The organism is Bradyrhizobium sp. IC3195, from assembly GCF_020193585.1.
Taxonomy (GTDB): domain Bacteria; phylum Pseudomonadota; class Alphaproteobacteria; order Rhizobiales; family Xanthobacteraceae; genus Bradyrhizobium; species Bradyrhizobium yuanmingense.
Genome location: NZ_JADYVG010000006.1, coordinates 56,805 through 78,582, shown reverse-complemented (window position 1 = coordinate 78,582; position 21,778 = coordinate 56,805). Strand labels below are relative to the sequence as shown.

The 21,778-nt window shown below is 66.2% G+C and carries 16 protein-coding genes; all 16 read right to left on the bottom strand.

All coding sequences use genetic code 11. The features are described from left to right. Positions 1–27 precede the first annotated feature (27 nt). Positions 28–1,476 carry a cell wall hydrolase gene (locus I6F09_RS14680; RefSeq protein ID WP_225188372.1) on the bottom strand — a complete coding sequence of 483 codons (1,449 nt, stop codon included), beginning with the start codon at positions 1,474–1,476 and terminating at the stop codon, positions 28–30. Between the two features lie 310 nt (positions 1,477–1,786). Then, on the bottom strand, positions 1,787–3,940 hold the full coding sequence (ligA, locus tag I6F09_RS14675; RefSeq protein WP_225188371.1) for an NAD-dependent DNA ligase LigA: 2,154 nt from the start codon (positions 3,938–3,940) through the stop codon (positions 1,787–1,789). A gap of 164 nt (positions 3,941–4,104) precedes the next feature. Then, positions 4,105–5,778, bottom strand: a complete 1,674-nt coding sequence (recN, locus tag I6F09_RS14670) for a DNA repair protein RecN (RefSeq protein WP_036003579.1) — start codon at positions 5,776–5,778, stop codon at positions 4,105–4,107. A gap of 13 nt (positions 5,779–5,791) precedes the next feature. After that, positions 5,792–6,682 carry an outer membrane protein assembly factor BamD gene (locus tag I6F09_RS14665; protein WP_036003576.1) on the bottom strand — a complete coding sequence of 297 codons (891 nt, stop codon included), beginning with the start codon at positions 6,680–6,682 and terminating at the stop codon, positions 5,792–5,794. Between the two features lie 240 nt (positions 6,683–6,922). After that, positions 6,923–7,885 (bottom strand): UDP-3-O-acyl-N-acetylglucosamine deacetylase, encoded by a 963-nt coding sequence (gene lpxC / locus I6F09_RS14660; RefSeq protein ID WP_109144668.1) that lies wholly within the window; start codon positions 7,883–7,885, stop codon positions 6,923–6,925. A gap of 364 nt (positions 7,886–8,249) precedes the next feature. Next, the gene (gene ftsZ / locus I6F09_RS14655) at positions 8,250–10,037 is read right to left on the bottom strand and encodes a cell division protein FtsZ (RefSeq protein WP_074447532.1); all 1,788 of its coding nucleotides are present in this window, start codon (positions 10,035–10,037) and stop codon (positions 8,250–8,252) included. 87 nt (positions 10,038–10,124) lie between these two features. Next, the gene (gene ftsA / locus I6F09_RS14650; protein ID WP_225188370.1) at positions 10,125–11,447 is read right to left on the bottom strand and encodes a cell division protein FtsA; all 1,323 of its coding nucleotides are present in this window, start codon (positions 11,445–11,447) and stop codon (positions 10,125–10,127) included. Further along, entirely contained in the window at positions 11,444–12,472 is a 1,029-nt protein-coding gene (locus I6F09_RS14645; protein ID WP_057026921.1) for a cell division protein FtsQ/DivIB, read from the bottom strand. Before I6F09_RS14645 ends, ftsA begins: the two co-directional genes overlap by 4 nt. A 350-nt stretch (positions 12,473–12,822) precedes the next feature. Further along, complete coding sequence (locus I6F09_RS14640) at positions 12,823–13,809, bottom strand: D-alanine--D-alanine ligase (RefSeq protein WP_225185123.1); 987 nt, start codon at positions 13,807–13,809, stop codon at positions 12,823–12,825. A 144-nt stretch (positions 13,810–13,953) separates the two neighbouring features. Then, on the bottom strand, positions 13,954–14,874 hold the full coding sequence (murB, locus tag I6F09_RS14635; RefSeq protein ID WP_225188369.1) for a UDP-N-acetylmuramate dehydrogenase: 921 nt from the start codon (positions 14,872–14,874) through the stop codon (positions 13,954–13,956). Positions 14,875–14,878: 4 nt separating this feature from the next. Continuing rightward, positions 14,879–16,282 (bottom strand): UDP-N-acetylmuramate--L-alanine ligase, encoded by a 1,404-nt coding sequence (gene murC / locus I6F09_RS14630; protein ID WP_225188368.1) that lies wholly within the window; start codon positions 16,280–16,282, stop codon positions 14,879–14,881. A gap of 149 nt (positions 16,283–16,431) precedes the next feature. Continuing rightward, complete coding sequence (gene murG, locus I6F09_RS14625) at positions 16,432–17,535, bottom strand: undecaprenyldiphospho-muramoylpentapeptide beta-N-acetylglucosaminyltransferase (RefSeq protein ID WP_199751031.1); 1,104 nt, start codon at positions 17,533–17,535, stop codon at positions 16,432–16,434. Between the two features lie 113 nt (positions 17,536–17,648). Next, entirely contained in the window at positions 17,649–18,800 is a 1,152-nt protein-coding gene (gene ftsW, locus I6F09_RS14620) for a putative lipid II flippase FtsW (protein WP_036003534.1), read from the bottom strand. 101 nt (positions 18,801–18,901) lie between these two features. Beyond that, the gene (locus I6F09_RS14615; protein WP_036003531.1) at positions 18,902–19,195 is read right to left on the bottom strand and encodes a hypothetical protein; all 294 of its coding nucleotides are present in this window, start codon (positions 19,193–19,195) and stop codon (positions 18,902–18,904) included. A 30-nt stretch (positions 19,196–19,225) separates the two neighbouring features. Beyond that, the gene (murD, locus tag I6F09_RS14610) at positions 19,226–20,623 is read right to left on the bottom strand and encodes a UDP-N-acetylmuramoyl-L-alanine--D-glutamate ligase (protein ID WP_225188367.1); all 1,398 of its coding nucleotides are present in this window, start codon (positions 20,621–20,623) and stop codon (positions 19,226–19,228) included. Between the two features lie 7 nt (positions 20,624–20,630). Then, the gene (mraY, locus tag I6F09_RS14605) at positions 20,631–21,734 is read right to left on the bottom strand and encodes a phospho-N-acetylmuramoyl-pentapeptide-transferase (RefSeq protein WP_036003524.1); all 1,104 of its coding nucleotides are present in this window, start codon (positions 21,732–21,734) and stop codon (positions 20,631–20,633) included. Positions 21,735–21,778 lie beyond the last annotated feature (44 nt).

Here is a 21,778-nt window from a genome sequence, read left to right as displayed (position 1 = left end):
CCCGGGCATGACGATCACTTGTAGGCGCTACCGCCGCTCGCCCAACTCCGCGGAGCTCTTGGCTTCCTGCGCGAGCGCGGCGGAGAGCGCGGCGGTTTGCGCCGGCGTGCCCCAGCTCGGCAACTCGCTGCCGTCGCCCCAGTTGCGCGGCCGATAGAAGGTGTGCACGCCGGTCTTGTACAGCTTCTTCATCTCGGCGACCCAGGACGGGCGGACCCAATAGGCATGGTAATGCGTGGACTTGCCGACCTCGGGCAGCCAGATCTGTCCGTCGAGCATCGCCTTGGAGATCTTCTTGGCGCGCTCCCACATTTCGGGTTCGCGGATCACGTCGGCATTGTTGTCGCAGGCGAAGGTGAACTGGCAGGCCAGGTGACGGTGCTTGTTCTGGTAGACCGCGCCGCACACGGTGTCGGGATATTTGCCGGAGAAGACGCGGTTCATCACCACTTGCGCCACCGCAATCTGGCCGCGCACGGCTTCGCCGCGGGCCTCGAAATAGACGGCTTCGGCAAGACACTTCTCGGACTTGGCGCGCGACTTGTCGTCGAGCGCGAGTCGCTCCGCCGGCGACTTGCCGCGCTGGTTGTCGGCGTTGACCTCGCCCTTCGGCGCGACGCTCTCGCCGCTCTCGATGTCCTTGGCGATCTCCGCCGTCGGCGGGGTCAGCGAGGCCGTCACCTTCATGTCGGGGTCGGGCATCACGATCAGCGGCTCGGCGCCGGGCTGCCAGCTCTCGATGGTCTCGAGATTGCCGCCCAGCGAGGAGCTGCCGAAGAACAGGCTCGATGTCTTGACGCTGAAAGGATCGCGCGCGGGAACAGCCGGCGCCGTGTCGCGCTTCAGCGCTTCCAGCGGCTGCACCGCGAACGCGCGCGCAGCCTCGCTCGCCTGCGGCGGATTGGAATATTGCGGCAGCGGCGGCGCGCGCATCGCCTCCTGCAGCTCGGGATCGAGCGGGGCCGCGGATTCCGGCGACATCGCCGGCGGCAATGCGGCGGTCTTGGCGCCGAACACCGAGCTGTTCGAGGTCGCGGGATCTTCCTTGGCCGGTGCTGCAGCCGGCGCGGCCGTCTCAGGCGACTGAGTCGGCGGGACGATTGCGAGGCGATCGCCCTTCAGGGCGCGATCGACCTTGGGAAAGTCGGATGCGTGGTAGCGCGGCGGTGCCTGAAGCGCCGGATTGCGGCGGATCGCGCCGGTGACGTCGCCGCCGTCGAGGCTCGCGAGCCGAACCATCGCGCTCTGCGGAACCGAGGTGCCGATGGGGCGGGAAAAACTGTAGGTGGCCAGCTGGATCGAGGACGCAGCGGAGAACACCTGCTTCTGCCAACGCTCGGCGACGCCGGGTTGGCGCGCCAGCAGCGAGGCAATGTCCTGATAGCCGGTCTCTCTCGGCATCAATGCGAAGATGCAGAGACCGATGCCGAAGGACGCGAACCGCGCGCCCTTCGGATGGTTACGCAACACAGACATCGATACGCTCACGCTACGCTTACGCTGGTTCGATCGAACTCAGTACATCCGTGCAATTCGATCTTTATTGTGAGTATCCAATTTAGGTTGCCGGGGCGTTAATCGGCGTTGCGCAGGCGGCACACTCAAGCGAATGCAGGTGTTTTCACGGGGCGACGTCGCGCATTGGTAAATGCGGCCTCACGTGAAGCGGTAAACATCGGGTCAACGCGAATGGTGAAGGAACTCTTGCGCCCCCGCGTACCATCACGGGAAGCTGTTGGGGGAGCGCCTGTGCGATGACGACGGTTGCGAGGGGCCAACGCGCCCCTCACTCGGCGATCAGCTTCAACCACTCGTCTTCGGTCAGCACCTTGACGCCGTGCTTGTTGGCGTCCGCGAGCTTCGAGCCGGCGCCGGGGCCCGCGACGACGAGATCGGTCTTTTTCGAAACCGAGCCCGACACCTTGGCCCCGAGCCGCTCGGCCGTCGCCTTGGCTTCATCCCGTGTCATCTTCTCCAGCGAGCCCGTGAACACCACGGTCTTGCCGGCGACGGCCGAATTGCTCTTCGGCTTCTCGGCGTCGACGATCTCGACCTCCTTGGTCAGGCGTTCGACAATGCCGCGATTGTGACTCTCGCCGAAATAATCGGCGATGCTCTTGATCACGGTGTCGCCGATCTGGTCGAGCGCGTCCATGTCCGCGATCGCCTCCTCGTCGCCCTTGGCAACCTTGAGGCAGGCATCATGGAAGGCGTCCCACGAGCCGTAGCCGCGCGCCAGCGCCAGCGCCGTGGTCTCGCCGACATGGCGCATGCCGAGCGCGAAGATGAAGCGCTCCAGCGCGATTCTGCGCCGGCTCTCGATGGCGCCGAACAGGTTGCGCACGGAGGTCGCGCCGTAGCCTTCGATCTCCTCGAGCTTGAGTTTTGCGTTGCGCTTCTCCAGCGTGAAGATGTCGGCGGGCTCCTTCACCCAGCCCTCGTCGAAGAAGTACTGGAGCTGCTTCTCGCCGAGGCCGTCGATGTCGAAGGCCCGCCGCGACACGAACAGCTTCAGATGCTCGATCTTCTGGTAGGGACAGGCGAACTCGCCGGTGCAGCGGGCGCGCGAGCCCTCCTCGCCCGTCGCCGTCTCCTCGCGCACGACGTCGGTGTGCAGCGGACACGGACACTTCTTCGGGAAGTGGAATTCCCTGGCGCTCTTCGGCCGCTTGTCGAAGACGACGTCGACCACCTGCGGGATGACGTCGCCGGCGCGCTGAATCACCACGGTGTCACCGATCCTGATGTCGCGCCCCTCGCGCAGCACCTCGCCCTTGTTGCCGATGCCCCTGATGTAGTCCTCGTTGTGCAGCGTGACGTTCTGCACGATGACGCCGCCAACGCCGACCGGCTCGAGCTTGCCGACCGGCGTGAACGAGCCGGTGCGGCCGACCTGGATCTCGATGTCCCGCAGCACCGTCATGGCGCGCTCGGCCGGGAATTTGTGCGCGATACCCCAGCGCGGCGTGCGCGAGACGAAGCCGAGCCGCTCCTGCCAGTCGATGCGGTCGATCTTGTAGACGACGCCGTCGATGTCGTAGTCGAGCCGCGCGCGCTGCTCCTCGATCGCATGATGAAAGGCGAGCAGTTCCTCGACCGAGTGACAGAGCTTGGTGAGCGGATTGGTCTTGAAACCGCAGCGCTCGAACCAGCCGATCATGCCGCTCTGCGTGTCTTCCGGCATCGCGCTCATCTGCCCCCAGGCATAGGCGAAGAACCCGAGCGGACGGGAGGCGGTGATGGTCGGGTCCTTCTGGCGTAGCGAGCCGGCGGCCGAATTGCGCGGATTGGCGAAGATGGTGTCGCCTGCCGCCTTCTGCCGCTCGTTGAGCGCCAGGAACGCCTTCTTGGTCATGTAGACTTCGCCGCGCACCTCGCAGATGTCGGGGATGTTGCGGCCCTTCAGCTTCTGCGGCACGTCTTCGAGCGTGCGGATGTTGGCGGTGACGTCCTCGCCAACCGCACCGTCGCCGCGCGTCGCGGCGGTGACGAGCTCGCCACCCTCGTAGCGCAGCGACATCGAAAGGCCGTCGATCTTCGGCTCGGCGGAGAAGTCGATCTTGTCGTCGTCGAGCTTCAGGAAGCGCACGATGCGGCCGACGAAGTCGCGCACGTCCTCCTCCGCAAAGGCGTTGTCGAGCGACAGCATGGGCACGGCATGCGGGACTTTCTTGAAGCGCCCTGACGGCGCGGCGCCGACCTTCTGCGAGGGCGAGTCCGCGGTGACGAACTCGGGAAAACGCGCCTCGATCGCGTTGAGGCGCTGGCGCAGCGCGTCGTATTCGGCGTCGGTGACGGTGGGCGCGTCCTCCTGATAGTAGCGATCGTTGTGCCCCTCGATCTCGAGGGCGAGCCGCTTATGCTCGACCTTGGCCTGCGCCTTGGTGAGCTCGGCGACGTCGCGTAGCGGTGTTGCTTTGGATTTTGCTGCTCTGGCCATGGCGCTTGGATACGACGGAGCGGGCGGGAGGGTAAAGGCTTGTGGAAATCTCGTGCCCCGGGCGCAGCGCAGCGCTCCTTCAGCGGTGCGCTGCAGAGCCGGGGCCCATGTCGCGGCAGGCATTCTGGGTCCCGGCTCGCGCTACGCGCGTCCGGGACACAAGCCTAAGCCGTCGCCGCCTTGAGCAGCCGTTCCGCCGCAGCCCTCGCCTCGGCCGTGATCTCGGCGCCGGCGAGCATGCGGGCGATCTCCTCGCGGCGGTGGTCGGCGGCGAGCGCATTGACGCGGGTGGCGACGCGCTTGCCCTTGTCGAGGGCGTCCTTGGAGATGAGCAGGTGCTGGTCGGCGCGGGCGGCGACCTGCGGGGCGTGGGTCACGGCCATGACCTGGACCTTGCCGGCAAGCCGCGCCAGGCGCCCGCCGATGGCGTCCGCGACCGCGCCGCCGACGCCGGTGTCGATCTCGTCGAAGACGAGCGTCGGCGCCGAGCCGCGGTCGGACAGCACGACCTTGAGCGCGAGCAGGAAGCGCGACAGCTCGCCGCCGGAAGCGACCTTCATCAAGGGCCCCGGTCTGGTGCCCGGATTGGTCTGCACCCAGAACTCGACGCGATCGAAACCTTGCGGCCCGGGCGCAGCCTCGTCGGTCTCGACCTGGGTCATGAACCTCGCGCGTTCGAGCTTGAGCGGGGCAAGCTCGGCATTGACCGCCTTGTTGAGCTTCTCGGCCGACTTCTGCCGCGCCAGCGACAGCTTCTTGGCGGCCGCCGCATAGCGGCTGTCCGCCTCGATCGCGGCCTGCTCCAGCTTCTTCAAGCGCGAGGCGCCGGCATCGATCAGGACGACGTCGGCGGCGTATTTGGCGGCCAGCGCGGCGAGGCCGTCAACCGGGGTCGAATATTTGCGAGACGCCGCACGCAAAGCAAAAAGCCGCTCCTCGATGCGCTCGAGCTCGGCCGGATCGAAATCGGTTGCGGCCAGCGCCGCCTGGAGATGCTGATCGGCCTCCTCCAGCGCGTTGATCGCCGCGTCGATTGCCTTTACCGCGGGCTCGACCAGCGCCGGCGAGTTGACGCCGCGGCGCTCCAGCCGGCGCACCGCCGCCGAGAGCGCGGCAACCGGCGAATGATTGCCGCCGACCGCCTCCTGCGCCTCGCGCAGGTCGGAGGCGATCTTCTCGCCCTGCATCATGGTGGTGCGGCGGGAAGCCAATGCGGTTTCCTCGCCGTCCTTGGGCGCGAGCTGCTTCAGCTCGTCGGAGGCGTGGCGCAGATAATCGGCCTCGCGCGCCGCGCGCTCCATGGCGGCGCGATGCTCCTCCAGCGCGGTGTTGGCGGTGCGGCGCGCATCCCAGAGCGCTTCGACGGCCGCGACGTCCTTCTCGAGGCCGGCAAAAGCGTCGAGCAGGCGGCGGTGGGTGGCGGCATCGACCAGCGCGCGCTCGTCGTGCTGGCCGTGGATCTCGACCAGGGCGGTGCCGACCGCCTTCAGCGTCTGCACGCTGATCGATTGGTCGTTGATGAAGGCGCGGGTGCGGCCGTCGGCGAGCTGCACGCGCCGGAGAATCATCTCGCCGGTGTCGTCGAGGCCATTCTCGGCCAGTATCTTCGTCGCAGGGTGATTCTTCGGGACATCGAACACGGCCGTGACCTGCCCCTGCTCCGCGCCGTGACGCACGAGGCCGGCGTCGCCGCGGCCGCCGAGCGCCAGCGCAAAGGCATCGAGCAGGATGGATTTGCCCGCACCGGTCTCGCCGGTCAAAACCGCGAGGCCGGAGGCGAATTCGATATCGAGCCGTTCGATCAGGACGATGTCACGGATCGACAGACGCGCCAGCATGGAACCAAATTTCCTAGCCGAGACCCATCTTCTTGAAGGTCCGGCTGATCCAGGACCCCTGATTCTCGCTCGGCTCGAGACCGCCGGATTTTACAAGATTATAGGCGTCCTTGTACCAGCGGCTGTCAGGAAAATTGTGCCCAAGCACCGCCGCCGCGGTCTGCGCTTCGCCAACGATGCCGATCGCCATATAGGCCTCGGTGAGCCGGAACAGCGCCTCCTCGACATGGCGAGTGGTCTGGTACTGCGTCACGACGGTCTTGTAACGATTGATGGCGGCCGTGTAGTCGCGCTTCTGGGCGTAGTAGCGGCCGACATTCATTTCCTTGCCGGCGAGCTGGTCGCGCGCTCCCTCGATCTTGGCCTTGGCCGAGGTCGCATATTCCGAGTTCGGATATTTGCGCACCACCTCTTCCAGTGCGGCGATCGCCTTTTCGGTGCGGGTCTGGTCGCGGCTGATGTCCGGGATCTGGTCGTAATGGGAGGCGGCGATCAGGTATTGCGCATAGGCCGCATCCGGGCTGCCGGGATGCAGCGTGACGTAGCGGGTGGCGGCACCGATGCAACCGTCATAATCGCCGCCCTGATAGGACGCATAGGCCGACATCAGCAGCGACTTGCGGGCCCAGTCGGAATAAGGATGCTGGCGGTCGACCTCTTCGAACTTCTTGTTCGCCGCCTTCATGTCCTTCTTCTCGTTCATGAGGTACAGGCCCTCATTGTAGATCTTGTCGGCGGGCTCCTCGACGAAGGTGTCATCCTTGGCGGTGAACTTGTCCCAGAGCGCGCCCGTGCCGCATCCGGCGAGCGGCAGCGCAAGAACGATGAAGGTGACGGCCTGAATCAGCCCGCGGGCTCGCGACGAGACCGAGAAAAATCCGCGCGTCATACGCTGTGCCGACATGAGTTTAAGCCCTGACGCCCTGTGATGCGGTGTCCGCCAGCCCACGAACCCTCATGGGCGCGAAATGTAACCGTGGTGCCTGCCACGCGACCACGCCGATGTATCCGAAAACGATCGTTAACGAACCGGATAGGGAGGCATTTCGCCCGGATTAAGGCGAACCTGCCGCAATGCTAGCCGATCATGGTTACCAGGAGTTTCCCGGGGCCGCCAACCACGTTCCGAAGGCGACAGGCCGCGTCAGGACACATCCGGTCCGAAGGCCGCAGCGACCCGGCCGCCGACGATGCCACGACCGACCTCGCCCACGGCACGCGTGGTGCGGCGGGCAGCCTCGCCCTCGACCACCCGCCAGGCGGTCCGGTCGGCGAGCAGCGCCGTCAAGACGGCGTGGTTGAGCTTATGACCGCCACGCACCGAGCGGTAGGCGCCAAGCAGCGGCAGGCCGGCCAGCGAAAGGTCGCCGATCACGTCCAGCACCTTGTGACGGGCGCATTCATCGGCGTAGCGCAGGCCCTCGGTGTTGAGCAGCCGCTCGTCGTCGAACACGACGGTGTTGTCGAAGGAGGCGCCGAGGGCATAGCCGGCGCTCCAGAGCCGCGCGACGTCGCACATCAGGCCGAAGGTCCGGGCCCGGCCGACTTCACGGCGGAAACCTTCCGGATTGAGGTCGAAGGCGTAAGCCTGCTGGCCGATGACGGGATTGGTGAAATCGATCTCGACCTCGACGCGGAACCCGTTGGTGTGGGGCCTGACCTCGCCGAAGGAGTCGCCGATCTTGACCGAGATCGGCTTCAGAACCTGGATGAAACGGCGCTGCGCCGGCTGGGTGACGATGCCGGCCTGGTCGATTGCCGCGATGAAGGCGGCGGCGCTGCCGTCCATGATCGGAACTTCGGGACCGTCGATCTCGATGGTGGCGTTGTCGACACCCATTCCCCGCAGTGCAGCAAGCACATGCTCGGCAGTGGACACCAGCGGACCGTTGCGGTCGCCGAGGACCGTGGCAAAGTCAGTCGCAATCACCTGCTCGGCGGTGGCCTGAACTTCGCGGTCACTTCCCTCAAGTCCGGTCCGGACAAAAATAAAACCCGCGTCGACAGGCGCAGGCCCAAGCGTGAGAGTGACGGGAAGACCGGAATGAACGCCCACGCCTGCCACAGAGGCTTGCGCACGAAGCGTTGTTTGCCGGCTAAATTTCATCAGGAACCCGCCCCACTAAGACCCACTGCGACTTATACGAGACCTGCTTGGCCGGCCAGAGCCGACGCTACCGAATCTCCGTATCCCCAAGTCACGGCAAACCATAGTTGCAGCCTCAAACAGCGCCAACTCACGCTTTTTTACCGATTGTTACCCCAAACCTGCCGTATTCGCGCCAAGGCTTAACCAAATTGCGCCGGGTTTCGGGACCGCTGTCGGCAGTTCTACTGAACCACCGAAGCCGTAATTAATCATTTAAAATCAGTTGTTTGGCTGCTCAATCCGGACATGCCCGGGACAAAAGGAAAGGTCCCGGCGAGCTCCTCGCCGGGACCTTTTTTCGTCTGCCTTATTGTAACAATCCTCAGGTCGCCTGCCGCCGCAGGAAGGCCGGGATATCAAGATGGTCGTCACCCTGTGGCGCCGGCGCAACAGGCGCGGGGCGGCCATGGACGTCCAGACCCTGCGGCGCGGGACGGCGGGCATACTCCGATACCGGCTCGTTGGACGCGATCTGCTGCGCCACGGTCTTCTGCGGCCGGCGCTCGGGCAGCGGCGGCATGGCGGGACCGGCGGTGCGGGCCGCGACCGGTGGCTCGCTTTCCTCGTCGCGACGGCCGAGGCCGACATTGGCGAGGCGCTGCAGCAGCGACAGGCGGGTCTTCTGCGGGGTCTCCTCCTCAGCCTCGCCGCGGGCCTGCCGAATCTCGGCTTGCGCCGGCATCGGCAGCTCCTCGATTCGCGGCATGCGCGGCGCGCGGGCCGGACGCTCGGCCTGCGGCGGGATGAAGGTATCAGGCGTCATCGGCTCCTGCACCGCGACCGGGGCCATGTCGGCCTCCGGGAACAGGGTCGGCTTCTGCGCGATCGGGCGCACGGTGACGTCGCCATAGGTCTGTGGCGCGGGCGGCTGCGGCACCTCGGAAACGGCAGCGGCGATCGCGGCGAGCGCAGCACGCTCGACGTTCGGACGGGGCGCGGCGGCAGCCGGAGCCGGCGCGGCGGCCGGGGTCTGGGCTTCCAGCTTCTGAGCGCGCTCGGCCAGACGCTGATTGTCGGCACGCAGCCGGGCGGTCAGGTCGGCGAGACGGCTCTCGGCGGCGGCGGCCGGGGCGGCAGCCTGCTGCATCTGCGGTGCCGGGTTGGCGACGGGCGCAGAGGTGGCCTGGCTGTTGCGGGCGATCGCGGCCTGCTCGATGCCGGTGGCGACCACCGAGACGCGGATCAGACCGTCGAGCGCTTCGTCGAAGGTGGCGCCGACGATGATGTTGGCGTCCTGGTCGACTTCCTCGCGGATGCGGGTCGCGGCTTCGTCGACCTCGAACAAAGTGAGGTCCTTGCCGCCGGTGATGGAGATGAGGAGGCCCTTGGCGCCCTTCATCGACGAGTCGTCGATCAGCGGGTTGGCGATCGCGGCTTCCGCGGCGGTCAGCGCGCGCTTGTCGCCGGAGGCTTCGCCGGTGCCCATCATCGCCTTGCCCATCTCGCGCATGACGGCGCGGACGTCGGCGAAGTCGAGGTTGATCAGGCCTTCCTTGACCATCAGGTCGGTGATGCAGGCGACGCCCGAATAGAGCACCTGGTCGGCCATCGCGAAGGCGTCGGCGAAGGTGGTCTTCTCGTTGGCGACCCGGAACAGGTTCTGGTTCGGGATGATCAGGAGCGTATCCACGACCTTGTGCAGCTCGGAGATGCCGGCTTCGGCCGTGCGCATGCGGCGCTGGCCCTCGAAGTGGAACGGCTTGGTCACCACGCCGACGGTGAGGATGCCCATGTCGCGCGCGGTCTTGGCGATGACGGGAGCTGCACCCGTGCCGGTGCCGCCGCCCATGCCTGCGGTGACGAACACCATGTTGGCGCCCGAGAGATGGTCGCGCAGCTCGTCGATCACCTCTTCCGCTGCCGCGGCGCCGACGTTCGGCTGCGAGCCGGCGCCGAGGCCTTGCGTGACGGCCGTGCCCATCTGCACGATGCGCTGCGCTTTCGACATCGTCAGCGCCTGCGCGTCGGTGTTGGCGACCACGAAGTCGACGCCCTGCAGGCCCGCCGTGATCATGTTGTTGACGGCGTTGCCGCCGGCGCCGCCGACGCCGAACACGGTGATCCGGGGCTTCAGTTCGTGAATATCAGGAACATTGATGCTGATGGTCATGGTTGCCTCTCGATCACGCGCGCGTGGGTTCGCCCCGGCCGGTGGCCGCGGGAGTTGGTGAAAATCGAAGATTGCGGAAAGCGGTCATCAGAAGCCCTCGCGTAGCCATCGTCCGACCTTTCCGAGATATCCGCCGGTCCCTGTCTTGATCTGCTGCCGCGTATGCCGCGGTTCGACATGTTCGAGGTGAACATATTGCGGGTAGACCAGAAGTCCGGCCGGCACCGCGAACGCGGCGTTCTTCGCCTCGTTGGGAAGCCGGCCGAAACCGAGCGGACGACCGACCCGCACGGGCCGGCCGAGAATCCGGGTGCCAAGATCGACGAGGCCGGTCAGCTGGGAGGCCCCGCCCGAGAGCACGACGCGGCCGTTCGGCTCTGCGGCGAAGGGCGAATCCTTCAGCTTGTCCCGAACCATTTCGAAGACTTCCTCGGCACGGTGCTTGACGATGTTCGCGATGGTGGCGCGGGAGACGATCTGCGGCAGATCCTGCTCGTCACCGGCTGTCGGCACAGACATCAGCTCACGCGAGTCCGATCCGCCGGTGATGACGGTGCCGTATAAGGTCTTGATTCGCTCGGCATCGGCAATGGTCGCCGAGAGTCCGCGCGCAAGATCCATCGTGATGTGTTGCCCGCCGACCGCAAAACCTGCCGCGTGCACGAAGCGGCCGCCCGAATAAACGGCAATCGTGGTGGTGCCGGCGCCCATCTCGACGACAGCGGCGCCGAGATCGGCCTCGTCGTCGGTCAGCACCGAGAGTCCGGCCACATAGGGGCTCGCTGCCATGGCTTCGACATTGATGTGGCAGCGCTCCACCGCCAGCATCAGGTTCCGCGCCACGGTGGCGTCGCAGGTGACGACGTTCATGTCGACGCCGAATTGGTGCGCGACCATGCCGCGGGGATCGCGGATGCCTTTGACACCGTCGAGCGTGTAGCCGACCGGCAGGGCGTGCAGCACGGTGCGGCCTTCGCCGGTGGCGTGGCGCATGCCGGTGGAGGTGACGCGGCTGACATCGGCCGGCGTCACGGCGCCGCCACGAATGTCGGCGGCAGCCTCGACCAGCTGGCCGGCGAGCCGGCCGCCGGAGACCGACAACAGCACGGACTCGACCCGCACCTTGGCCATCTTCTCCGCAAGCCCGACGGCTTGGCGCACCGCCTGCTCGCATTCGCCGAGATCGATCACCGCGCCGGCCTTCATGCCGCGCGCCTGGATCTGGCTGTAGCCGATCAATTCCACCGCATGGGTGCGGCCGCGCAGCGCATCGCTCGGCGGCGACGGCTTCAGCCGCGCGATCATGCAGGCGATCTTGCTGGTGCCGATGTCGAGGCAGGCGACGATGCCGCCGCGCTTGTGCGGCATCGGGCGCGTCTTCGGCGTCTGGGTGCGATCGAGACCGGTCATGCGGAATCCCCGGCCTTCTTTTTCTTCTTGTCCTTGAACAGCTCCTCGCGCGCCTTGGCGGCGTCCTCGGAGAGCTGCACCACCAGCCGGTCCGGCAGGCGCATGTCGACGGCGACGATATCGCGCGAGAACAGCCTGTCCTCCTTGTCGAGCTTCGACAGCATCGCAAGCGCGTTGCCGACGTCCTGCTCGGGCAGGCGAATGTCGAGACCGTCCTTGAGCCGCAGGTTCCAGCGCCGCTCGCCGACGTAGATCGCGGCCTTGGTCACCGAATGGACCTGCGGGTAGCGCGCCAGCAGCGCCAGGAAATCGCGGGCCTGGGTCTCGGCGCCCTTGCCGACCACGAGCGGCAGCGACAGGAAGCGGCGCGAGACATAGGGCTCGAGCACGGCGCCGTCGTCGGCGATGACGGAGAGCCGGCCGGCCTCCTGCCACAGCGCGAACGCCTTGCGCTCGGTGAGCTCGATCATGAGCTGGCCCGGATAGAGCTTCAGCACGGTCGCATCCGCGATCCAGGGATTGGCCTTGAGCTTGTCGCGCACCGCCTCGGCATCGAGGAACAGCAGCGAGGAGCGGCCGCTGACGCCGCCGATCGCGAGGATCTCGTCCTGGGTCAGCTGCTTGCGGCCGTTGATGACGACGGAGGTGATGCGGAAGCCGGCGGAATTGGCCAGCGCATTGCGGGCATCGCTGACCGCGGTGACGAAATCCTGGAGGTGGCCGCCCTTGACGATGCCGAAGCCGCAGCTGCCGATCAACAGCAGCACGGTCATGCTGAGGCCGACCCGGCGCGGCAGATAGCGCTCGACCAGCGCGACCAGGCGCGGCGGCGGCTCGCGTTCGACGGCGGCCTTGGCCTGGGCTTTGGCTTTGGCCTTGTCCCTGGCGGCAGCGCGCGCCGCTTCGTGCCTGTCCTGCACCCACTCGCGCAGAAGCACGACCGCTCCGATAGCGGCCGCCTTCAGGTCAGCTTGAGGCCTCAGCGATCTCAAAACCGATCGGGTGAGGCGTCCTGCACCATCCATTGCACGAGCTCGTCAACAGTTTGCCCGCGACATCGCGCGGATCCTGGCGAACATGACGTCTCGGACTTGCCGGGCCGGGTGCTGGTCTTCAGCAGAAGAAAACCTCTCCCCTTCAAAGCGTTCGCTGGAGGTGACATCACCCGCGACAGCTCACGCGCCGGCAGCCAAAGCGCCATATGCGCCGCCAGCGTTAACCTTCGGACGTCCTGGTAAACAAAAGGTAAAATTCGTTAACGACCTGCGCATTTTGCCTCGCGCTGTGAGGCATTTGCGCCGCGATGTCCGGCATTTTACCGGTTTTGGCCACCAAACCGGCCCGTTTCGCCGGTCCGGCCGTTAACCAGTCCTGACTATTTCCGCACGCGCTGGCAGGCGAGCTCGACCAAGCCGCGCAGGAAGTCGACGAATTCGATGCCTTCGGCTTTGAGCGCCTTGGGGTAGAGCGAGGACTTGGTCAGCCCGGGCAGCGTGTTGGTCTCGAGATAGACGAGGCCCTTGTCCGAGACAATGAAGTCAGAACGGGAATAGCCGGTGCAGGACATTGCGCGATGGGCCAGCATCGCCTGCGCCTCGAGCGCGGCGGTGATCTCGGGTGCGAAGCGGCCGGGGCAGATCTCCTGGGTCGACTTCAGAAGATATTTCGCCGCGTAGTCGAAATTGCCCTCGCCCGGAATGATCTCGATCGGCGGCAGCGAGATGATCGAGCCGTCGGTGCGCTCCAGCACGCCGCAGGTCGCCTCCACACCGGCGATGTAGGGCTCGATGACGTACTCTTCATGCTTCGCTGCGTTGCGGACAGCGACGAGGTCCTGCTTGGCATTGACGAAGATCAGGCCGTAGCTCGACCCGTCGCGCGCGGGCTTTGCGATCAGCCTTCCATACTCGGCGAAAGCCTCATCGATATCATCGAGCGCAAGATTTTCCGGCGGCGTCACGCCGCCGAGCGCGGCGAAGCGCTTGGCTGCGATCTTGTCGAAGGCCAGATGCGACGACGCCGAGCCCGAGCCGGTGAAGGGCACGCCGCGCGCCTCGCACATCACCTGCAATTCGCCGTTCTCGGCACGCCCGCCGTGCAGGCCGAGCACCAGCACGCGATCCTCAGCCTTGGCCCGGTCGAGCGCCTGCGCGAGCGGGACGCCGCGCGTGCCCGGCTTGAATTCGTCCTCGAACGGGCGGGCATGCTCGAGCAGCTGCTTCGACTGCACGACGTGCACCTTGTCCTCGACGTCCCACCACCAGAGGTCAGCCTCGGGCAGCGCCTGATGCAGCGCCTGGGCTGTGGCAACCGAGACGAGACGCTCGCGGTTGGAGCCGCCGAAGAGGATGGTGATGCGCATGTTCCTGTCACCCATGTGTATCGTCATTCCGGGATGCGCCGAAAGGCGCAGGCCCGGAATCCATACCCACGATCGTGAGTATGGATTCTCGGGTGCGCAATTGCGCACCATAGCTCGCGACTTCGTCGCGCCCCGGAATGACGCTCAATTGGAAACCCCGATCCGCTTGATTTCCCAGTGTAGCTCGATTCCGGAATTCGCCTTCACGCGTGCACGTACCGTCTCGCCCAGCGTCTCGATGTCGTGCGCGGTGGCCTCGCCCGTGTTGATCAGGAAATTGCAATGCATCTCCGAGACCTGCGCGCCGCCGACGCGCAGGCCGCGGCAGCCGGCAGCGTCGATCAGCTTCCAGGCGGAATGGCCGGGCGGATTCTTGAAGGTCGAGCCGCCGGTTTTCTCGCGGATCGGCTGCGCGGTCTCGCGATGGCTCTGCACCTCCGCCATGCGCGCGCGGATCGCCTCCGCGTCCCTGATCTCGCCGCGAAAGCGCGCGGAGGTGAAGATGATGGAGGGATCGACGCCGCTGGAGCGGTAGACGAACTTCATCTCGGCGTTGGAGAAGACGTGCTTGGTGCCGTCGCGCCCGACGCCCCTCGCCTCGACCAGCACGTCCTTGGTCTCGTCGCCATTGGCGCCGGCATTCATGCGCAACGCACCACCGATCGTGCCGGGAATGCCGAAATAGAATTCGAGCCCACTGATATTGGCGGAGGCCGCAACTTCGGCCACGCGCTTGTCGAGCGCAGCCGTGCCGGCGGTGACGATGTCGCCGCTCGCAATCGCCTCGCCGAAGGCGCGCGGCGCGAGACGAATGACGACGCCGGCAATGCCGCCGTCGCGCACGATCAGATTGGAGCCGACCCCGATGACGTAGACGGGAATGGCGGAGGCGAGATGCGCCAGGAAGTAAGCGAGATCGTCCTCGTCCGCCGGCGTGAACAGCACCTGCGCGGGACCGCCGACGCGAAACCAGGTGAGCTCGGCCAGCGACTGGTTCGCCAACAGCCGCCCGCGAAGCTCGGGCATCGCGGCTTTGAGTGAAGGGGTGATGTCGGGAAATCCCACCGCGCTACCCCAGCGCCTTCAACTGGTCCGGCAGCGCATACGCCCATTGCGTGATGTTGCCGGCGCCGAGACACACAACGAGATCGCCGCTCTTGGCGATGCCATGAACGATTTTGGCTAGTTCGCCGGCATTGGGCAGCGGGATCACCTCGCGATGGCCGTGGGCGCGCAGGCCGGCGACGAAATGGTGGCGGTCGATGCCTTCGATCGGCGCTTCGCCGGCGGCATAGACATCGGCGACGACGACCGCATCGGCATCGTTGAAGCAGGTGCAGAACTCCTCGAACAGCGATTGCAGGCGGGTGTAGCGATGCGGCTGCACCACCGCGATCACCTTGCCGGTATAGGAATCGCGCGCGGCCTTCAGCACGGCTGCGATCTCCACGGGGTGATGGCCGTAATCATCGATCACGGTGACGCCGTTCCACTCGCCGGTCTTGGTGAAGCGGCGCTTGACGCCGCCGAAGCCCGCCAGCGCCTCGCGGATCGCCTCGTCAGACACGCCGAGCTCGTGCGCGACCGCGATCGCCGCCGTCGCGTTGGAAGCATTGTGCCGGCCCGGCATCGGCAGCGCGAGATCGGCGATCTCGTGCGTGATGCCGTTCTTGCGGTCGCGGATCACGACCTTGAACTTCGAGCCGCCACCGCCGGCGGTGAGATCGACCAGCCGCGCATCGGCCTGCGGATTCTCGCCATAGGTGATGATGCGGCGGTCCTCGATCTTGCCGACGAGGCTCTGCACGACGGGATGATCGATGCACATCACGGCAAAGCCGTAGAACGGCAGGTTCTCGACGAAGTGACGAAACGCGTCCTGCACCGCCTCGAAGGTCTTGAAGTGATCGAGATGCTCGGGGTCGACATTGGTGACGATCGCGACATCGGTCGGCAGCTTCAGGAACGTGCCGTCGCTCTCGTCGGCCTCGACCACCATCCAGTCGCCGGCGCCAAGCCGCGCGTTGGAGCCGTAGGCGTTGATGATGCCGCCGTTGATCACGGTCGGATCGAGCCCGCCGGCGTCGAGCAGCGTGGCGACCATCGTCGTCGTGGTGGTCTTGCCGTGGGTGCCGGCGATGGCGACGCAGCTCTTCAACCGCATCAGCTCGGCCAGCATCTCGGCGCGGCGCACCACGGGAATGCGCCTCTCGCGCGCCGCCATCAGTTCCGGATTGTCGCGCTTGATCGCGGAAGACACGACCACGACCTCGGCGCCGTCGATATTCTCGGCCTTGTGGCCGACCGAGACTTTCGCGCCCTTCTTGCGCAGACGGTCGAGATTGTAATTGTCGGCGGCGTCCGAGCCCTGCACGGCATAGCCGAGATTGGCCAGCACCTCGGCGATGCCGCTCATGCCGATCCCGCCGATCCCGACGAAGTGGATGGGTCCGATCTCGCGCGGCAGTCTCATGTGGTTTCCTTGGGGTCATCGTCCGCGAAGGCGGACGATCCAGTACTCCGCGACGCCAGAGATTCAAATCAACTGCGTCGGATACTGGATGCCCCGCTTTCGCGGGGCATGACAAGTGGCTTTTTTGGCCATTCGGGCCGGAACAGGCGTCAGATTCCCGCGGTCTTCACCACGAGATCCGCCAGCCGCTCGGCCGCATCGAGCCGCCCCGCCCCCTTCGCCGCCGCCGCCATGGCGGCAAGCCGTGCCGGCTCGGCGGCGAAGCCAGAAATTTCGGATGCCAGCCGGTCGGAGCTGAACTCGGTCTGCGGGATGCGGATCGCGCCGTCGACCTTGGCCAGCACGCCGGCATTGGCGAACTGGTCCTGGTCGATCGAGCCCGGCAACGGCACCAGGATGGAGGGGCGACCGATCGCGGCGAGCTCGGCCACGGTCCCCGCACCGGAGCGCGATACCACGAGATGATTGGAGGCAAGCCGCGCCGGCAGATCCGTGAAGAACGGCGCGAGCTCGGCCTTGATCTTGAGCTTGTCGTAGACGGCGCGCACGCGGCTCATGTCCTCTTCGCGCACCTGCTGGGTGAGGACGAGACGGCTCCACAGCGCAGGCTCGAGCCGCTCGATCGCGCTAGGCACGATGTCGGCCATGATGCGCGCGCCCTGGCTGCCGCCGACGACGAGCAGACGCAGCGGACCGTTCGGCTCGGGCGCGGCATACTTCACCGCGGCGGCCGCGAGGATCGCCGGACGCATCGGCGTGCCGACGGTCGTCGTCTTGCCTGCCAGCGCCGGATCGCGATCGAGCACACCGGGCAAGGACGTCGCGATGGCGCGCACGCGGCTCGACAGGAACCGGTTGGCGCGGCCGAGCACGGCGTTGGCGTCGTGGATGATGCCGGGCACGCCGGCGAATTTCGCCGCGACCAGCGGCGGCAGCGTCGGATAGCCCCCGAAGCCGACTACGGCGACGGGCTTCAGCCGCTTGATCAGCGCGTAGGCGGACAGCGTGCCGGCGGCAAGCGTGAGGCCGGCATAGGCCAGCTGAAGCGGATTGCGGCCGCGCGCGGTCTCGCTTCTGACGACGTCGATCATGTCCTTGCTGAATAGCCCGCTATAGCGCAGCGCGCGCTCGTCGGTGACGAGGCGGACGCGATAGCCGCGCCGGATCAATTCGACGCCGAGCGCCTCGGCCGGGAACAGATGGCCGCCGGTGCCGCCCGCGGCGAGAAGAATCAGGGGGGACGTGTCCATAATGAGGGCGTTTTACAGGGTCTTTCTCGTCATTGCGAGCGAAGCGAAGTAATCCAGACCACCTCCGCGGAGACAGCCTGGATCGCTTCGTCGCTTCGCTCCTCGCAAATGACGGCTCACGCGTAACTGCGCATCGCCTCGGCGTGGCCGCTCGCCTCGACCTCGGTGCGCGGGCGCAGCCGCGTCAGCGCCAGCATCATGCCTATGCCATAGGCGAGCGAGACCATCGAGGAGCCGCCATAGGAGATGAAGGGCAGCGTCATGCCCTTGGCGGGGATGAGCTGCAGGTTCACCGACATGTTGATCGCCGCCTGCACGCCGAACAGGATCGCGAGCCCGGAGGCCGCAAAGCGCGAGAACATGTCCTCGTTGGCATAGGCGCGCGACAGCGTGCGCATGACGACGAAGGCGAACAGCGCCAGCATCGCAAGGCACAGGATGATGCCGAACTCTTCGCCCGCGACCGCGAAGACGAAGTCGGTGTGGCTGTCCGGCAGGCTGCGCTTGGCGATGCCCTCGCCCGGTCCGAGCCCGAACCAGCCGCCGTTGTAGAAAGCCTCCATGGCGGTATCGACCTGGAAGGTGTCGCCGGAGGCCGGGTTCATGAAGCGCTTGATGCGCCCCGCGACGTGCGGAACGAACAGATAGGCGCTGAACAGGCCGGCCGCGCCGAGACCTGCGAGGCCGAACACCCAGATCATCCGCATGCCCGCGATGAAGAACAGCGAGCCCCACACCATCAGGACCAGCATGGTCTGGCCGAAATCCGGCTCCATCACCAATAGCGCGACCAGCATCAGCAACAGCACCACCGCCATCGAGGTCGCCGGCATCTCCGGGCGCCTCGTCGATTCCGCGAACAGCCAGGCCGCGATCACGACGAAGGACGGCTTTGCGATCTCGGAGGCCTGGATGTTGACGCCGAGCAGCGTGATCCAGCGGCGCGAGCCCTTCACCTCCGGGCCGAAGGCGAGCGTGAGCACGATCAGGACGATGCTCGCCGCGAAGATGATCAGCGCCGAGCGGCGGATCGCGCGCGGCGACAGGAAGGACACCCCGAGCAGCACGATGCAGGACGGCACCAGGAACAGCACGTGGCGGCTGAAGAAATGGAAGGCATCGAGCCCGATGCGGGTCGCAACCGGCGGGCTCGCCGCCAGCGACAGGATCACCCCGGTCAGCATCAGCCCCAGGATGGCGCCCATCAGCGGCTTGTCGACGGTCCACCACCACTCGGAAAAGGGGGTGCGTTCTTCACGGGAGAGCATGGGCGGCCGCTTTCGGACAGAGGTCCGTTCATTGGTCGCCGAGGTTGGTTACCGGGAGGTTAAAGGGACGGGTAACTTTTGAGCGAAGCGTTGGTGCCGGGCTACGAACCGGGAGCCCTGACGAATCGATAGGGTATGCCGCCAAACGCCAGAGTGAGAACGCCATCCTCGGCGAATGAGAACTGGGTTCGTTCAACTTGTGGAGCTGAGGGCTGGTCGGTGACAATCGTCGAGCCCTCCACCCGATATCGAAGATTGATGATTTGTCGCTTGTCGTGCTCACGAATTGTGTAGCGCAACCCACCGCTCTCATCGAACTCGAGCAGGACATTTCCCAGGCGGGCTAGCGCCAGTTCATCGGTCTCGTCTACAAGCCAGGCGCCTACCAGAGTCATTATGTCATTCAATCGTTGGTGTCGGTGTCCTCACACCACCGGCTGCACACCCGGCAGCGCCTGCACCAGCTCGCGGAACTTGGTGCCGCGGATCTCGAAATTGCGGTACTGGTCGAACGATGCGCAGGCCGGGGACAGCAGCACGACGGCGTCGGTGAGGCCCGACGCTTCCGCATCGCGCGCGGCGTGCTCGACGGCGACGTCGAGGGTCTGGCTGATCTCGTGCGGGACCGTTCCGAGCGTGCCCGAAAACTCCTGCGCGGCTTCGCCGATCAGATAGGCTTTGCGGATGCGCGGGAAGAACCCGGTCAGGCTCGTAATGCCGCCGGCCTTCGGCTTGCCGCCGGCAATCCAGAAGATGTCGGCGAAGGACGACAGCGCATGCGCGGTGGCGTCCGCGTTGGTGCCCTTGGAATCGTTGACGAACAGCACGTTGCCGCGGCGCCCGACCTGCTCCATGCGATGCGCCAGGCCCGGAAAGCTGCGCAGGCCGTTCTGCAGCACGTCCTGGCTGATGCCCATGGCGAGCGCGACGGCGGCCGCGCAGGCCGCGTTCTGCGCGTTGTGCTGGCCGCGCAGCGAACCGATGCCGCCGAGCGCGGCGATCTCGCTGTGGGCGCCGCCCGCGGCGCGCACGATGGTGCCGTGCTCGACGTAAATGCCCGACGCGAGCGGGTTCTTGACCGAGATGCGCACCACGTTCTTGCCAGCGCGGTCGAGCCGGTCGGCGATGTCGCGGCAAAAGCCGTCATCGACACCGACAATCGAGGTGCCGCCGCCTTGCACGCCGGCCACGAGGCGCTCCTTCACCGCGGCGTAATGCTCGATCGTGCCGTGGCGATCGATATGGTCCTCACTGACGTTGAGCAGGATGCCTACGGAGGGATCGAGCGAGGGCGTAAGGTCGATCTGGTAGGACGACATCTCGATGACGTGGACGCGGCCCATGCGCGGCGGCTCCAGCGACAGGATCGCGGTGCCGATATTGCCGCCCATCTGGGTGTCGTAGCCGGCGACCTTGGTCAGATGCGCGATCAGCGCCGTCGTGGTCGACTTGCCGTTGGTGCCGGTGATGGCGACGAACGGCGCGTCCGGCGCATGGCGGCGCCGCTCGCGGCAGAACAGCTCGATGTCGCCGATCACCTCCACCCCTGCCTCGCGCGCCTTCAAGACGCTCCAGTGCGGCACCGGATGGGTGAGCGGCACGCCGGGCGCGAGCACGAGGGCTGCGAAATTCGCCCAGGAAACGTTGCGCAAGTCCGCGGTGATGAAGCCGGCCTGCGTGGCCTTGGCGACGTTCTCGGCATTGTCGTCGGCCGCGATCACTTCGGCCCCGCCGGCCTTCAACGCATGGCAGGAGGCGAGCCCCGAGCCGCCGAGGCCGAACACCGCGACCGTCTTGCCGGCGAACGAGGTGACGGGGATCATCGATCGGTCACCGCAGCTTCAGCGTCGAGAGGCCGGCAAGCGCCAGCATCACCGAGATGATCCAGAATCGGATCACGATCTGCGGCTCGGTCCAGCCCTTCTGCTCGAAGTGATGGTGGATCGGCGCCATCGCGAACACGCGCTTGCCCGTGAGCTTGAAGGACACGACCTGCACGATGACCGAAACCGCCTCGAGCACGAACAATCCGCCGATCACCGCGAGCACGATCTCGTGCTTCACCGCGACCGCAATCGCGCCGAGCATGCCGCCGAGCGCGAGCGAGCCGGTGTCGCCCATGAAGATCGAGGCCGGCGGCGCGTTGAACCAGAGGAAGCCGAGGCCAGCGCCGAGCAACGCGCCGCAGAGCACCGCGAGCTCGCCGGTGCCGGCGACATATTTGATCTGGAGGTAATCGGCGAACACCAAGTTGCCGGTGAGATAGGCGATCATCGCGAAGCTCGCGGTGGCGATCATCACCGGCACGATGGCGAGGCCGTCGAGGCCGTCGGTGAGGTTCACCGCATTGCCGGCGCCGACGATGACGAAGGCGCCGAAGACGACGAAGAACCAGCCGAAATGCAGCACGGTATCCTTCAGGAAGGGAATCGTCAGCGCGGTCGAGGCGGGATCGCGGTTGAGCCGCACCAGCGCATAGCAGGCGACCAGCGCGATCACGGCTTCGATCAAGAGGCGCAGCTTGCCGCCGAACCCGGTCGTGGTCTGCTTGGTCACCTTGAGGTAATCGTCATAGAAGCCGACGAAGCCGAAGCCGAGCGTCACCGCCAGCACGATCCAGACATAGGGGTTGAGCGGATTGGCCCACAGCACGGTGCCGACCGTGAGCCCGGACAGGATCATCAGCCCGCCCATGGTGGGCGTGCCCTTCTTGGAAAGATGCGATTGCGGACCGTCGGTGCGGATCGGCTGGCCCTTGCCCTGACGGATGCGCAAGTGATCGATGATCCAGGGGCCGAACAGGAACACGAACAGCGCGCCGGTCACGATGGCGCCACCGGTGCGGAAGGTGATGTAGCGGAAGACGTTCAGGAAGGTGCGAAAGGCACCGAAGCCCGGAAATGTGTTGGAAAGCTCGATCAGCCAGTAAAACATTCAGACGGTCCTATGGCGCCTTTGCACGTCCAGGTGCTTCACGC